Raw genomic sequence first — 13,924 nt, forward strand, 5'->3', positions numbered from 1 at the left:
CGTGGCTATACTCGCCCCGACTTTGCGCAGGGACGGCGCGTAAACCGATTCGGGGGTTCCGCTTGTCAGTCCTTTCCACCGCCGCCGCGGGCCGCCAGGCCGCTGCAGTCGCCACCGACGACTTCCTCGGTCATCCCAAGGGCGTCTACGTCTGCTTCTTCACCGAGATGTGGGAGCGCTTCTCGTTCTACGGGATGAAGGCGCTGCTGCTGCTGTTCCTGCTGCAGCACCACAAGTTCGGCGACCGCGCGGGGCTGGACGTGCTGGGCGCCTATGGCGGCCTGGTGTACTGCGTGCCGGTGATCGGCGGCCTGCTCGCCGACCGTTTCCTCGGCATGCGCAAGGCGGTGATCTTCGGCGGCCTGCTGCTGGTCGCGGGCCACGCCGGCATGGCGTTCGAGGGCCATGCGGCCACGACCGTCAACGGCGTGGTGGTGCGCGACGAGGGCGCGCTGCGCATCTTCTACCTGTCGCTGGCGCTGATCATCATGGGCGTCGGTTTCCTCAAGCCGAATGTCTCGACCATCGTCGGGCAGCTCTACGCAGAAAACGATCCGCGCCGCGACTCGGGCTTCTCGTTGTTCGTCGCCGGCATCAACCTCGGTGCACTGTTCGCTTCGATCGTGTGCGGCTATCTCGGCCAGACCCTGGGCTGGCGCTACGGCTTCGGTGCGGCGGGCATCGGCATGCTGCTCGGGCTCGCGCAGTTCATCTGGGGTCGCAAGTACCTGCGCGGCGTCGGCGAACCGCCGGCGCCGCTGCCGCAGCCGCGCGAATGGTCGATCTACGGCGGCGCCCTGCTCGGCCTGCTGCCGGTGGCCTGGCTGATGCATGCGGTGACGTCGATCCAGCTCGGCCCGGACGTGGTGCGCTGGACCTACGGCATCGTGGTGATGGCGCTGGCCGGCATCGTCTGGTCGATGTGGCATTCGTGGCGGCGCGACGAGCGCAACCTGGGGCTCGCCGCCTACGTGCCTTCGCTGCTCGCATTCGCGCTGCTGGGTGCCGTCGTGATCTGGCTGTCGCACCGTTACGGCGTGCTGGACTTCTTCATCGAGGAATCGACACTGGCGCTGGTGCTGATGTCGGTCGTGTTTCTGGTCGTGGGTTTCTGGTACGTGGGCTTCGTCACCCGCGGCTGCTCGAAGGTCGAAGCGCAGCGCATGGGCGCGATGATGGTGCTGATCTTCGCCGCGCTGGTGTTCTACACGCTGTACGAGCAGACCTACGGCTCGTGGGTCACCTTCACCGACCGGTTGCTCACCAAGGACATCGCGCCTTCGCTGGTGCAGGCGCAGCCGGCCGTGCAGTGGGGCGAGGGCTGGCTGGCGAACCTGCGCGTGTTCATGGCGTCGGCGCCGTGGTCGACCTATTCGCTGTTGCTGGGACCCGTGTCCTTCGTCGTCGCCGCGTCGGTCTCCGACCGCAATCCGGCGTCGCCGCTGCCGCGACTGCTGTTCGGTGCCACCGTGATCGTCATGCTGCTGGGACTGCTGCGCGATGCCGTCGTCCTGCCGCAGACCGCGGGCTCGCTGACCTACCTGGGCGCGCTGTTCATCGTCCTGCTGGCACCGCTGTTCTCGGTGATCTGGGCGTGGCTGGACCGGCGCGGGCTCGACCCCTCCAAGCCGACGAAGTCCGCAATGGGCCTGTTCTTCGGCGGGCTGAGCTTCCTGCCGCTGGTGTGGGCCGCGCAGCACGCCGGTGCGACCGGCGCGATGGCCAGCGTGTGGTGGCTGGTGCTCGCCTACCTGCTGCTCGAACTGGGCGAGATGTGCTTGTACCCCGTCGGCCTGTCCGCGGTGACCCAGTTGTCGGTGCCACGCGTGGTCAGCCTGATGATGGGCACCTGGTTCCTCGCCACCGCGTTCTCGGAAACGCTGGCGGCGTTGTTCGGCAAGCTTGCCGCGATCGACGTGCCGGAAGGCGAAACCATGGTGATCGCCGACGCCGCCGCCAAATACGCCGACCTGTTCAACTTCCTGATGTGGCTGGGCATCGGCTGCGCGGTGGTCGCGTTGCTGGCCTCGCCGCTGCTGCGGCGGATGATGCACGGGGTGAAGTGATGTAGCCCTCCGGCCGGCACGACGGCCAAGAAAAACGGCGCCCCAAGGCGCCGTTTTTCATAGCGGATTCCGCGCCACCACCCGGCACACTTCGCTTCGAACCGATGCGGCGACTGCGGGAGAGGTAGATGCCGCCTCCCGGGCACACCGATGGGCGCTGAATTCCGCGCAAAGAAAAACGGCGCCCGAGGGCGCCGTTTTTCGTATCGCATTCCGCTCAACCGCCCTGCGCGACCTTCTTCGGACCGATGTGGCGGTCGAAGAAGTTCAGCATCTCGGTGTACAGCTTGAGGTTGTTCTCTTCCTTGTAGAAGCCGTGCATTTCACCCGACTGGATGATCATGCCTTCCGGCGGGTTGCCTGCGTTGATCAGCGCCTTGTACATGCGCTCGGTGTTTTCCGGCGGGCAGCGCGGGTCACGGGCACCGGCGGCGAGGTAGACCGGGATCTTCACCTTGTCGGCGTGGTTCACCGGCATCACGCGGTCGCGCTCGGCCTTGGTGTCACCCAGCGCGCGCTTGAGGTAGCGGATGCCGTCCTCGCGCTTGCTGGTATCGCTTAGCGTCATCTGCACGTCGGCGTCGTAGGCACCCACGTAGCCGAAGGCGCACTTGAACACGCCCTGCTCGCGGGTCGGCGCCATCAGCGAGGCATAGCCGCCGAAGCTGCCGCCGTAGATGCACACGCGGTCCTTGTCGGCGTAGCCCTGCGCGATCGTCCACTTCGTCGCGTCGAGGACGTCGTTCATGATGCCGTCGGCCCACTGACCATAGGCCATGTCCTGGAAGGCCTTGCCGAAGCCGCCCGAACCGCGGTAGTTGACCTGCATGACGAGGTAGCCGCGGCTGGCGAGCAACTGGGTTTCCCAGTTGAACCCCCAGTTGTCGCGCGGTCCCATCGGGCCACCGTGGACGTTGACGATCATCGGCAGGTTCTTGCCAGACGAGCCCTTCGGGATCGTCAGGTAACCGTGCAGCTTGAGGCCATCGCGGGTCGTGATGGAGAAGGACTTCACCCGCGCCATCTGCTCGGCATCGAGCCACTGGCGGCCGCGCATCAGGAAGCGCGCCTTGCCGGTATCACGGTCGTACAGGTACAGCTCGCCGGGATTGCTGTCGCTGTAGACGGAAACGACGATCTTCTTGCCGTCCTTGGTCGCGCTGGAGAAATCGACGAACTGGCCCGGGAACGCACCTGCCAGCGATGCATAGATCTCGGCGTCCGGATGAGATTCCTCGATCAGCTTCACGCGCGGCGCGCCGGCTTCCGTCACAACGCCCAGCACGGTCTCGTCGTCGGCCGACATGATGTAACTGGCCGGATCCGAAACCGGATCACTGAAGAGCTCCTGGAAGGTGCCCGTGGCCGTATCGATGGTGCCGAACGCCTCCGGCGCCTTGCCGTCGCTCTGCGTGGCGTAGACGCGGCCGTCGCCAGCGGTGCCCACGACGGAAAGCCGCTTGCCCGACACCTTCGAGCTGTTCACCAGCGTCCACTTGCCGTCGTCGCCGCGGCGATAGAGCTCGTTGTGCGAGTCGTAGTTGCCCTGCGCGTCCTCCTGGTCGTAGCAGACGGCGAAGCGCGGCGTCTTGGCGGCGTCCAGGGCGATCTCGCAGTTCTCGCGTGGCGCACGCGCCAGCGACTTCCTGCGACCGCTCAGCGTGTCGAACAGCACGACCTCGGTGCCGGCGCCGTCGCTGGAGCGCGGGTAATTCACCGACATGAGCACGTTGGTGTCATCGTCGCGCAGGGTGTCCAACAGCGAAAAACTCTCGGCCCCTACCTGCTTACCCTTCTGCGTGGCGTCGCGGGTTCCGTAGAACACCAGCGGGCGCGGCTGGCTGCCGTCGGCATTGACTGCGTACCACTCGCCGGTGCCGAACGGCCTGGCGAAGCGGCCAAACTTCTGCACCGAGTTGAACATCAGGCGCTCGGGGCTGACCCAGTAGAAGTTGCCGACGCTCTTGTCGTCCGGCAGCTGGTTCACCTTGACGAGGCTCAGATCCTTGGTACGGAGCACCGTCAGCACGTCCTGGTCACCGCGATCGACCGTCATGGCGAGGTACTCGCCATTCGGCGAGATCTTCACGCCGCTGTAGGTCGGATGCTTGACGAAATCCGCGATCGACGGAGCTGCCGCGACTACGCCCGGCAGCATCAGGGCCAACGCGGCCCCGTAAAGCTTGCTCATTGCACTATCCCCTGGAGATTGAAGTTCTGCTTGGCCCAAGCCGAAGAGTACCGCAGTCACACTTCGGAGCGCATGGGCTGCTGGCCAAAGAAGAACGGCACCCTACGGTGCCGTCTTCTCGCCGTGCGATCCCAAAGCGACTTTACTTCGCTGTCGCACCGCCGGAAGCGGCTGCGGCCGAAGCCACTTCACCACCAAGGTGCTTGCCCAGGAACGACAACAAGCGCGTGTAGTACTCGCGCCGGTTCGCTTCCACGTAGAAGCCGTGGCCTTCATTGGCGAAGTACAGGGTTTCCACCGCTACACCTTCCTTGCGCAGCGCTTTCTCCATCATCTCGCTGTGCTTGATGGGCGCGCGGTCGTCCTCTCCCCCTGCCGCCAGGAACACCGGCGCCTTGATCTTCGCGGCCATGCGGCTGGGCGAGGTGTCCGCCAGCGCCGTTCGCTCGCCGATCCATTCGCGCAGGTAGGTCTCGCCCGAACCGCGCCGCTGGATGTCGCCATCGGTATGCATGGTGGGCAGGTCGTACACGCCCACATACCCCACTGCGCAGCGGTACAGCGCGGGCTCCTTGGCGACGCCCATCAACGCGGCATAACCACCGTAACTGCCGCCGTAGGTGCAGACCTTCGATGGATCCGCGATGCCTTCCTGGATGGCCCAGCGCGTCGCGTCGGTGAGGTCATCCTGCATCGTCAGCCCCCACTGGCGCGCACCGGCCTCGATGAATTCCGCGCCATAGCCACCCGACCCGCGGAAATTGACCTGCAGCACCGCGTAACCCGCGTCGGCAAGCATCTGCACCTCGCCGTCGAAGCCCCACTTGTCCTGCACGCCGAACGGCCCGCCATGCGGCATCACCACCATGGGCAGTTTGGTGCCTGCCGCAACCTTGGGCGCGGTGACGTAGCCATGCAGCGTCAGGCCGTCACGCGCCTTGAGCGTGATCGGACGCATGGAAGCCATCTTGTCGGGATCGAACCACTGGCGCCGGCTGAGCAGATGTTCGGCTTTTTTCGCGACGGTATCGAAGATGTAGAAGTCGCCGGGGCTGCGGTCGCTGGACACTTCCACCAGTGCCAGTCGACCGTCGCTGGTCTGCGACGTGATCTTCACCGCATCCCCGCCGAAGGCGGCTTCGAGACTACGGTAAAGGATCGCTTCCTTCGACTTGTCATCGAAGAACGCCGTCCGCGGACGACCATCCATGAATACGGCGCCGACCGGAATCCGCGTGCCATTGTGATAGATGATGCGCACCGGATCGCTGTCGTCGTCACGCAGGATTACCTTGCGCTCGCCGGTAACCGTGTCATACGCCACGATCGCATCGGGGCCCTTGGGCTGCTCCGATTGCAGGTACGCGGTGCGGTTGTCTTCCGAGAAACCGATGGGATGCTCGGCGCGGTGCGTCACGGCCTCGTCCGAGACGAGATCCCACTCCACGCCCTCGCCACTGCGGTGGTACAGCTTGCGCACGTTGTCCACGCCGGCGCCCGAGGCGAAGCGCACGACACCGGCGTTGTCGGTGGAGAACCATGCATTGCGTACCGGCGCACGCGCGATCTGGTGCCTGCGACCGGTGTAGGCGTCCATCCGGTCGACGCGGGTGAACGGATCGTCCGTCATCGGGCTCACCGAGATGATCACGTTCTTGTCGTCCGCAGGCAGGTCGTCCACGAGGAATGCCCAAATTGCCTCGACCTTCTTGGGCTGGATCTTGGTGCCCAGTCCAGCGCCCTGCAGGCGCTGCCCGACCAGCATCTCGCCGGAACCACCGGTCGCACTGACGCCGTACAGTTCGCCGGTGAGTTGGGGCTTCGCGAGCGCCCCGAATTTTTCGGCCAGGCTGACCACGACGCGATCGGCGCTCACCCAGTCGAAATCGGCGACCACGGTGTGCGAGCCGCCCGACACGTTCGACATCACCTTGTTGTCGCTGCGACGCAGGACCACCAGCGAAGTGCGATCGCTCTTAGGCAGCGTGGCAGCGAAATACTCGCCATTGGGCGAAAGCTTGATCTCCTCGAACATATCCTTGCGGACGTAGGCATCCACATCGACCGCGGCTGCGGCCGAAACGAATCCCAGTGCGGCCATGCCGGCCAGGAGCTTGGCTACTTGCTTCATGTTTGATGGCTTCCCATTTGCCCGTTGTTACTCAATCGACGAGCACGCCGCGCATTGCACGCGGGCCCGTTCGTCCCCGGGGCAAGCCTACCATCGGATTGAGGCGGCGCGAGAGACGCGCCATCACGTTCAGCGTGCCAGTGTCGTGGCCAGCGCCGCGCGCCAATCCGGCAGGACCAGGTTGTATTCAACCTGCAGCAGGCACGTTTCCAGAACGGAGTACGCCGGGCGACGCGCGCGGGTGGGGTATTCGTCGGTTCGGATCGGCACCACGCGCGGACTACGCGCGATCAGGCCACGCGCGCAGGCCTCTTCGAAGATCGCTTCGGCAAAGCCATGCCAGGTCGTTTCGCCCTCGGCGACAAGATGACGGACGCCGGACGCCCGGATGCCACCAGCGAGGATCTGTGCCGTGACATCGGCGATCAGCCATGCGGGCGTCGGGCCGCCGCGCTGGTCCGCAACCACGCGCAGCTCATCGCGCTCGCCGCCCAGCCGCAGCATGGTGCGCAGGAAATTGTTGCCACGCGTGGCATATACCCATGCCGTACGCAGGATCAGGTGCGACGCGCCGCTGGCCTGGATGTGCTGCTCGCCGGCAAGCTTGCTGGCGCCATACACGCCCAGGGGCGCGGTGCGGTCGTCCTCGCGGTACGGCCCAACTCCGCTGCCGTCGAAGACGTAGTCGGTGGAGTAATGCACCAGCGTTGCGCCGCGCATCGCGCACAGCCGCGCGAGTTCTGCAGGCGCTTCAGCATTGGCCAGGAAGGCCAACTCTGGCTCGTCTTCGGCGCGATCCACCGCGGTATGCGCCGTGGCGTTGACGACGACGTCGGGCATCACCCGATCAAGCACCGCCGCGAACGTCTCCGGGGCGTACATGTCGAGAACCTCGCATGCGCCCCCATCCGGCAGCACGCCGTTGCGGGTGGTGACCGTCATTTCGCCCAATGGGGCGAGGCTGCGGTGCAGTTCGTAGCCGACCTGACCGTTGCCGCCAAGCAGCAGGATCCTCATGCGCCGGAAACCGGATAAACCGGCAGGCGATCGACAGCAACGTCCGCCAGCAGCGGAGCGCGTGCGTCCTTGTCCGACAGCTGCGGATCCGTGACCGGCCAGTCAATGGCCAGCGCCGGATCATCCCAGCGGATCCCCGCGTCCGCCTTGGCGTCGTAGGTGGCGGTGCACAGATAGCTGAACACCGCACGCTCGCTCAGGGCCACGAAGCCGTGGGCGAAGCCTTCGGGGATCCAGAAATGCCGCTTGTTTTCCGCACTCAGCACGACGGCGGTCCACTGCCCGAAGGTAGGCGAGCCGCGGCGAATGTCGACCGCGACGTCCCAGACTTCGCCCTCGATGACCGATACGTACTTGCCCTGCGGTTTGGGCCACTGGTAATGCAAGCCGCGCAGCACGCCGCGACTGGAAGACGACACGTTGCCCTGGACGAACTTCAGGTCCAGGCCATGGCCCGCCAGCTTGTCGTTGTTGAAGGACTCGAAGAAGAATCCGCGCGCATCGCCGAACACCTGTGGTTCGACCACGATGCAACCCGGCAGGTCGGTTTCGATGACCTTCACTCGAAGCGCCCGTGTTCGAGCAGGCTGAGCAGGTACTGGCCATAGCCGCTCTTCGCGAGTGGCGTGGCCAGGTCGCGCAGCTGGGCGTCATCGATCCATCTATTGAAATAGGCGATCTCTTCCGGGCAGCACACGCGCAGGCCCTGTCGCTTCTCGATGGTTTCCACGTACATGGACGCCTCGATCAGCGACTCGTGGGTACCGGTATCGAGCCAGGCAAAGCCGCGCCCCATCCGTTCCAGTTGCAGCGATCCATCTTCGAGGTAGCAGCGATTGAGGTCGGTGATCTCGAGCTCGCCACGCACCGAGGGCTTCAAGCGGGCGGCAAATTCGCTGGCGCGACCGTCGTAGAAATACAGGCCGGTCACGGCGTAGCTGGACTTGGGCTTGGCCGGCTTTTCCTCCAGCCCCACCACCTTGCCGTTCGCATCGAATTCGACGACGCCGTAGCGCTCGGGATCCCTCACCCAGTAGCCGAAAACCGTTGCTCCATGTTCGCGGCCAGCGGCGCGCTTGAGGAGTTCGGTCAGGCCATGGCCGTAGAAGATGTTGTCGCCCAGCACCAGGCAGCTCGGCTGCCCGGCAACGAACTCGCGGCCGATGAGGTACGCTTGGGCGAGCCCTTCCGGGCTCGGCTGCACCGCGTACTCGATCTTCATGCCCCATTGGGAGCCGTCGCCGAGCAGGTTCTTGAACAGGGCCTGCTCGTGCGGCGTGTTGATGATCATCACTTCGCGGATACCCGCCAGCATCAGCACGCTGAGCGGGTAATAGATCATGGGCTTGTCGAAGACAGGCAGCAGCTGCTTGCTGATGGCCTGCGTGATCGGGTACAGCCGGGTGCCGGAACCGCCGGCAAGGATGATGCCCTTGCGTTGGGTCATGAAATCCCCCTCAGGAATTCGTATTGGCAGGACGGGAACGGTATCAGGCGGCAGCGCCGATGCGCTCCAGGCGATAGCTGCCGTCCAGCACGCGCTGCACCCATGGCTGGTTGTCCAGGTACCACTGGACGGTGCGGGCGATGCCCTGCTCGAACGTCACCGTCGGCGCCCAACCCAGCTCGTCCCGCAACTTGGAGGCATCGATGGCATAGCGGCGATCGTGACCGGGGCGATCCTTGACGTAGGCGATCAGCGACTCGCGGGCACGACCGCCCGCCAGCGGCCGGTGCTGGTCGAGCAGCGCGCAGATCGTCTTCACCACGACGATGTTGGTGCGTTCGGCGTCGCCGCCAACGTTGTAGGTCTCGCCCACGCGGCCCGCCTCGAGCACGCGGCGGATCGCCGCGCAATGGTCGCCCACGTACAACCAGTCGCGGACGTTCATGCCGTCGCCGTAGACCGGCAACGCCTCGCCGGCCAGCGCCTTGGCGATGACCAGCGGAATGAGCTTCTCCGGGAACTGGTACGGCCCGTAGTTGTTGGAGCAGTTGGTCGTGAGGACCGGAAGGCCGTAGGTGTGGTGGAAGGCGCGGACCAGGTGGTCGGAAGCCGCCTTCGACGCCGAATACGGCGAGTTCGGTGCGTACGCCGTGGTTTCGGTGAACTTGCCGGTGTCGCCCAGCGCACCATAGACCTCGTCGGTCGAGACGTGCAGGAAGCGGAAGGCATCGCGCGCCGGCGTATCCAGCGACTTCCAATAGTCGCGCGTCTGTTCGAGCAGAGTGAGCGTGCCCACTACGTTGGTCTGCACAAACGCCGCCGGGCCGTCGATGGAACGGTCGACGTGGCTTTCGGCGGCGAAGTTGATCACCGCGTCCGGGCGACGCTCGCGCAGCAGGCGCTCGAGCAGGTGCGCGTCGCCTATGTCGCCCTGCACGAATACGTGCCCGGGGGCATCCTTGACCGGCACGAGCGTGTCGAGGTTGCCGGCGTAGGTCAGCGCGTCGAGGTTGACGACGCGCACCCCATTCTGGATCGCTTCGAGGACGAAATTGCCGCCAATGAAACCGGCACCGCCGGTCACAAGCCAGGTTGGCACTCGAACACCTTCCTTAGATCAATCCGATTCTGCAATGCACGCGGGCGGCATGCGCGGACACGGCTCAGAACGGAATATCGTCATCCGCGAAGTCCGCACCGAAATCGTTCGCCTTCGCCGGGGCCGCCTCGCGGCGCGGCGCGCCACCCTGCGGCTGCGACGGACGCGACTGGCGGGCTTCACCACCGCCGCTGAACTCGCGGCGCGGGGCGCCGCCGCCTTCGGCGCGGCCACCGAGCATCTGCATCTCGTCGGCGACGATGTCGGTGAAGTACTTCTCGACGCCGTCGGCGCCGGTGAACTTGTCGTAGCGGATCGAGCCTTCGACGTAGCACTGCGAGCCCTTGCGCAGGTACTCGCCGGCGATTTCACCGAGCTTGCCGAAGAACTTCACCCGGTGCCATTCGGTGCGTTCCTGGGTCTGGCCGTCCTTGTCCTTGCGCACGCTGGTGGTCGCCAGGCTGATCGTGGTGACGGCCATGCCGCCCTGGGTGTACTTGGTTTCCGGATCGTTGCCCAGGTTGCCGACCAGGATGACCTTGTTGATGCCACGTGCCATGGAGTTGCGGTCCTTTTGAAAGGAGATCCCCTCGCGGGAACCCCAGATAGGAGAAATACGAAGATCCGACCGCAGGGCCGAAGGCCGGTCGCGACGGACAGATGCGATGACAGTATATCCGCGCCCTCCAGGCCATCAGCGCCTGGCGCACGGAAGCGTGGGAAATTCCCGCTCGGGGCGTGGAGACCGACCGAAACGCCGGTCCCGGACGTTTGCTGGCGGCCCGCGGGCCGGCTACGAGGCGGTCATCCGGGTGTCGCCACCCGGCCCCGGGGCGGTGGCCGCCGGCTGGTGGCACGCGCGCCAGGACGAGGCGGTTTCCCCGTGCCAGGCCTTGAACTGGCGGGCGAAGCTGCACGGATCGTGGAAGCCGCAGGCCTCGGCGAGTTCGGTGATGGACAGGTGGCTGTCGCGGAGCAGGTCACGCGCCCGCTGCATGCGCAGGCGCATCGAGGCCTTCTGCAGGGTCTCGTGGTAGACCGCATGGAAGGTCTTGGACAGCCACCAGCTGGAGAAGCGGGTCAGCTCCATCAGGTCCTCGATCCGCAGCATCCGTTGCGGGTTGCCCTCCAGGAACAGGCGCGCCTTCTGCACGCGCGAGAAGATCCGGGTCTTGCGATGGAAGGAGCGCCCCGGGCAGCGCTCGATCATCTCCGCGAACGGCTCCTGCGCCGCCTGCCAGTGCTTCAGCAGCGGCTTCAGGCTGCGCATCACCGCGGCAATGCCGGCCTCCGCGGGCAGCGCGGCGCATTGCCGCCACAGGCGCAGGGCGATCCGGCGGTCGTGCAGGGGCATGGTCCCGCGTCCGACCAGCAGCCCGCGGTCGGCCGAATCCAGCGCGCCATGCATCACGTCGGCGGTGAGCATCAGCCCCAGGGTCAGCCCGCCATCCGATTGCACTTCGGGCATCGAGCCGCGCTCCAGGGCGATCCAGTCGCCCGGCCGCAGGACGAAACTGCCCTCGGCCGCGGCGACCTGGGCGCTGCCGCGCAACTGCAGCCAGAACGAGAACATCGCCGCCGGCGTGCGCGCCCGCCCGGAGCGGGAAACCGCGGCGAAACGCACCGGCATCGCGGGGAGCCCCGCCGCATGGGGGGAGGGCATGCGCGCGTCGTGCGCGGTCACGAACGTGTCGGGCATGGCGGGCTCCTTGGACGACCTGACGATCGCTGGCGAAACGGATGGATGGGGCTGGCGAGGTTCGTTGTAGCGCCACCCCGGTTGGGATGCGCGAGGTATTCGCCGAGTTGCCCGGAAACGGCGGTGAGTCGCAGGAAAATCGACGAAACCGCCTTTTGCGACGACGAAAATGCCGACCGGCACGCCCCGGGCACCCGCGCTTGCGGCGGCGCACGCATGGCGCGCCCGGCAACGGTTCGCAGGGATTCCACCGCACCGGAAATTCCCGCTAGCCCCCCGCTTGCATCCCGCGCCGGTCGCGGGTACACCACAGCGCCGGCACGACGCGCGCCAGGACAGAAGGTGCAATGACCCACTCCCGCCCCGAAGCCATCCAGGCCGTCCGTTCCGGCCTGCGCCGGCTCGACCCCCTCGACCGCACCGTGCTGGCGCTGACGCTCGCGGTCTGGGCGATGCACTACGTCATGCGCACCATGCTCAGCCTGATGCCCGGCGACAGCATGATGGAGCCGGGGACGCTGACCGCGCGCACCGTCGTCAGCCTGTTTGGCGTGGCCGTGTGCCTGGCGATCCACGCCGCATTGAAGAAAGCCGACAGCAACCGCCCCTGGCGCCTGCTCGGCTACGCGCTGGCGCTGAGCCTGCCCGCCGCGATGCTGGTGACCTGGTCGGGCGAGTACGTGTTCCGCTACTTCACCAACTACTACGAGATGTACCCGGACCGCTGGATGACGCGCTGGGAGCTGGGCGAGACCTACAAGGCCTACCAGTGGAATTTCTTCGCCTGGTGCGCGCTCTACGCCGCCGCGCGCAACAATGCCGAGATGCGCCGCCGCGAACAGCAGCTGGCCGACGCGACCAACGCCGCGCAGCAGGCGCAACTGCTGGCCCTGCGCCTGCAGGTGAACCCGCACTTCCTGTTCAACACGCTCAACACCCTCGCCGGCCTGATCGTGCTGGGCCGCGCCGGCGAATCGGAGAAGATGGTGCTGAGCCTGTCGCGCTTCCTGCGCTACACCCTCGCCCGCACGCCGTCGCAGCTCACCACGCTGGCGGACGAGGTCGGCATGCTGCGGCAATACCTCGAAATCGAAGCGGCGCGCTTCTCCGACCGGCTCAAGGTGACCTGGGACATTCCGCAGGACTGCCTGGCGGCCATGGTCCCCAGCCTGATCCTGCTGCCGCTGGTGGAGAACGCGCTCAAGTACGGACTGGGCGGCTCGGATCGCCCCGTCGAAATCGCCATCGGCGCGCGCCGCGACGCCGACCGGCTGTTCCTCAGCGTCGCGGACGACGGCGGCAGCGCCCACGGCAACGCCGGCAGTGGCCTGGGCATCGGCCTCTCCAACGCGCGGCAACGGCTGGCGGCGCTGTACGGCGACGACGCCGCGCTCGACAGCGGCCCGCTCGATCACGGCTGGCGCAGCGTGATCCAGGTCCCGTGGCAGGAAGAACTGGCGCTGGAACCCGCCGCGTGATCCGCATCCTGCTTGCCGACGACGAACCGATCGCGCTCGACCGGCTCGAACTAGCCGTCGCCGGCATCCCCGACGCCGAACTCGTCGCCAAGGCACGCAACGGCAAGGAAGCGCTGGCCTTCATCCGCGAACTCAAACCCGACATCGCGGTGCTCGACATCCAGATGCCGGTCAAGGACGGCTTCGCCGCCATCGCCGAACTCAAGCCCGGCGAACACCTGCCGGAGATCATCTTCGTCACCGCGTACCAGGAGCACGCCGTGCGCGCATTCGAAGTGCACGCGGTGGACTACCTGCTCAAGCCGGTGTCGTTCGAGCGCTTCCGCGAAGCAGTGCGCCTGGCGCGCACGCGGCTGGAGGCGCGCGCCGCCGGGGTCCGCTTCGCCGAACTGCAGCAGCTGATCGCCAGCCTGCGCGACGCCGGGACGCCCGACAACGGCGCCACCTACGAGCGCGAATTCTGGGTACGCAACCGCGACGGCATCGTCCGCATCGCGGCCGACAGCATCGAAGCCATCACCGCCGAGGGCGACTACGTGCTGCTGCACGTGGGCGGCAAGTCGCACCTGCTCAAGGACACGATCAGCTCGCTGGCCACGCGCCTGGATCCGGCGCTGCACCTGCGCGTGCACCGCTCCACCATCGTCAACCTGCGCCAGGTCGCCAGCCTGCACCGGCGCGGCCCCAAGGGCATGTCGCTCACGCTCGCCTCCGGCGGCGAATACGCGATCGGGCCGAACTACGTGGAATCGGTGCTCAAGCTCGTCAACGCGCGCCGCTGGCGCTGAGCCAGCAC

At 66.4% G+C, this 13,924-nt stretch carries 11 protein-coding genes; 3 read left to right on the plus strand and 8 right to left on the minus strand.

The features are described from left to right. Positions 1–62: 62 nt before the first annotated feature. Positions 63–2,066 carry a peptide MFS transporter gene (locus H8B22_RS02480; RefSeq protein WP_187712549.1) on the plus strand — a complete coding sequence of 668 codons (2,004 nt, stop codon included), beginning with the start codon at positions 63–65 and terminating at the stop codon, positions 2,064–2,066. Between the two features lie 217 nt (positions 2,067–2,283). On the opposite strand, the gene H8B22_RS02485 is transcribed toward H8B22_RS02480, so the two are convergent. The 8 genes from H8B22_RS02485 to H8B22_RS02520 all read right to left on the minus strand — a co-directional run bounded on the left by H8B22_RS02485 (position 2,284) and on the right by H8B22_RS02520 (position 11,650). Beyond that, positions 2,284–4,257 (minus strand): alpha/beta hydrolase family protein, encoded by a 1,974-nt coding sequence (locus H8B22_RS02485; protein ID WP_225876257.1) that lies wholly within the window; start codon positions 4,255–4,257, stop codon positions 2,284–2,286. Between the two features lie 142 nt (positions 4,258–4,399). Further along, positions 4,400–6,388, minus strand: a complete 1,989-nt coding sequence (locus H8B22_RS02490) for an alpha/beta hydrolase family protein (protein ID WP_187712550.1) — start codon at positions 6,386–6,388, stop codon at positions 4,400–4,402. 129 nt (positions 6,389–6,517) lie between these two features. Continuing rightward, positions 6,518–7,405, minus strand: a complete 888-nt coding sequence (gene rfbD, locus H8B22_RS02495; protein ID WP_187712551.1) for a dTDP-4-dehydrorhamnose reductase — start codon at positions 7,403–7,405, stop codon at positions 6,518–6,520. Continuing rightward, the gene (rfbC, locus tag H8B22_RS02500) at positions 7,402–7,968 is read right to left on the minus strand and encodes a dTDP-4-dehydrorhamnose 3,5-epimerase (protein ID WP_187712552.1); all 567 of its coding nucleotides are present in this window, start codon (positions 7,966–7,968) and stop codon (positions 7,402–7,404) included. Before rfbC ends, rfbD begins: the two co-directional genes overlap by 4 nt. Further along, positions 7,965–8,852 carry a glucose-1-phosphate thymidylyltransferase RfbA gene (rfbA, locus tag H8B22_RS02505; protein WP_187712553.1) on the minus strand — a complete coding sequence of 296 codons (888 nt, stop codon included), beginning with the start codon at positions 8,850–8,852 and terminating at the stop codon, positions 7,965–7,967. Before rfbA ends, rfbC begins: the two co-directional genes overlap by 4 nt. A 43-nt stretch (positions 8,853–8,895) precedes the next feature. Further along, entirely contained in the window at positions 8,896–9,951 is a 1,056-nt protein-coding gene (gene rfbB / locus H8B22_RS02510) for a dTDP-glucose 4,6-dehydratase (RefSeq protein ID WP_187712554.1), read from the minus strand. Between the two features lie 64 nt (positions 9,952–10,015). Then, on the minus strand, positions 10,016–10,510 hold the full coding sequence (ssb, locus tag H8B22_RS02515; protein ID WP_187712555.1) for a single-stranded DNA-binding protein: 495 nt from the start codon (positions 10,508–10,510) through the stop codon (positions 10,016–10,018). Between the two features lie 234 nt (positions 10,511–10,744). Next, on the minus strand, positions 10,745–11,650 hold the full coding sequence (locus H8B22_RS02520) for a helix-turn-helix transcriptional regulator (protein ID WP_187712556.1): 906 nt from the start codon (positions 11,648–11,650) through the stop codon (positions 10,745–10,747). 347 nt (positions 11,651–11,997) lie between these two features. Between H8B22_RS02520 and H8B22_RS02525 the strand changes: the two genes are divergently transcribed. Together H8B22_RS02525 and H8B22_RS02530 are read left to right on the plus strand one after the other, a co-directional pair. Continuing rightward, positions 11,998–13,128 carry a sensor histidine kinase gene (locus H8B22_RS02525; RefSeq protein ID WP_187712557.1) on the plus strand — a complete coding sequence of 377 codons (1,131 nt, stop codon included), beginning with the start codon at positions 11,998–12,000 and terminating at the stop codon, positions 13,126–13,128. Further along, entirely contained in the window at positions 13,125–13,916 is a 792-nt protein-coding gene (locus H8B22_RS02530) for a LytR/AlgR family response regulator transcription factor (RefSeq protein ID WP_187712558.1), read from the plus strand. The genes H8B22_RS02525 and H8B22_RS02530 overlap by 4 nt, the downstream gene beginning before the upstream one ends. Positions 13,917–13,924: the final 8 nt, after the last annotated feature.

The organism is Lysobacter terrestris (assembly GCF_014489475.1).
Taxonomy (GTDB): Bacteria; Pseudomonadota; Gammaproteobacteria; order Xanthomonadales; family Xanthomonadaceae; genus Agrilutibacter; species Agrilutibacter terrestris.

What these genes read in the sequence shown, in the direction of transcription:
- H8B22_RS02485 (WP_225876257.1), bottom strand. Translation starts at nt 4,257, where the DNA reads ATGAGCAAGCTTTACGGGGCCGCGTTGGCCCTGATGCTGCCGGGCGTA.
- H8B22_RS02490 (WP_187712550.1), bottom strand. Translation starts at nt 6,388, where the DNA reads ATGAAGCAAGTAGCCAAGCTCCTGGCCGGCATGGCCGCACTGGGATTC.
- rfbD (WP_187712551.1), bottom strand. Translation starts at nt 7,405, where the DNA reads ATGAGGATCCTGCTGCTTGGCGGCAACGGTCAGGTCGGCTACGAACTG.
- rfbA (WP_187712553.1), bottom strand. Translation starts at nt 8,852, where the DNA reads ATGACCCAACGCAAGGGCATCATCCTTGCCGGCGGTTCCGGCACCCGG.
- ssb (WP_187712555.1), bottom strand. Translation starts at nt 10,510, where the DNA reads ATGGCACGTGGCATCAACAAGGTCATCCTGGTCGGCAACCTGGGCAAC.
- H8B22_RS02520 (WP_187712556.1), bottom strand. Translation starts at nt 11,650, where the DNA reads ATGCCCGACACGTTCGTGACCGCGCACGACGCGCGCATGCCCTCCCCC.
- H8B22_RS02525 (WP_187712557.1), top strand. Translation starts at nt 11,998, where the DNA reads ATGACCCACTCCCGCCCCGAAGCCATCCAGGCCGTCCGTTCCGGCCTG.